Genomic DNA, 293 nt, shown 5'->3' with positions numbered 1-293 from the left:
CAGGCCCAGTTCCGGCATGAAGCCCTGCACGGCCGCGAGGATCGCGTAGTCACCGCAGCCCGGGCACCAGCGCACCTCCTGGTCCGACTTGAAGTCCTTCATCGACTGCTTGGCCTCGGCCTTGGGGACCAGTTGCAGCAGCACGTTGGTGGCGTCAGTCATCGATGGCCTCCTTCAGCGCCGCGGCGAGCTGTTCCGCCTTGAACGGCATGCCGTTGACCTGGTGGTAGGAGTGGGCGTCGACCAGGTACTTCGCCCGGATCAGGGTGGCGAGCTGGCCGAGGTTCATCTCC

1 pseudogene is annotated in these 293 nt (G+C 65.9%); it reads right to left on the bottom strand.

The window, feature by feature from the left end:
* Nucleotides 1-162: pseudogene (locus tag IG05_RS47490) on the bottom strand (2-oxoacid:ferredoxin oxidoreductase subunit beta); the annotation flags it as partial.
* Nucleotides 163-293 lie beyond the last annotated feature (131 nt).

The sequence above is a fragment of the Streptomyces sp. NRRL S-1022 genome (assembly GCF_000720135.1).
Lineage (GTDB): Bacteria > Actinomycetota > Actinomycetes > Streptomycetales > Streptomycetaceae > Streptomyces.
The sequence above is the reverse complement of the archived record's forward strand: the minus strand, read 5'-3'. Positions and strand labels throughout refer to the sequence as shown.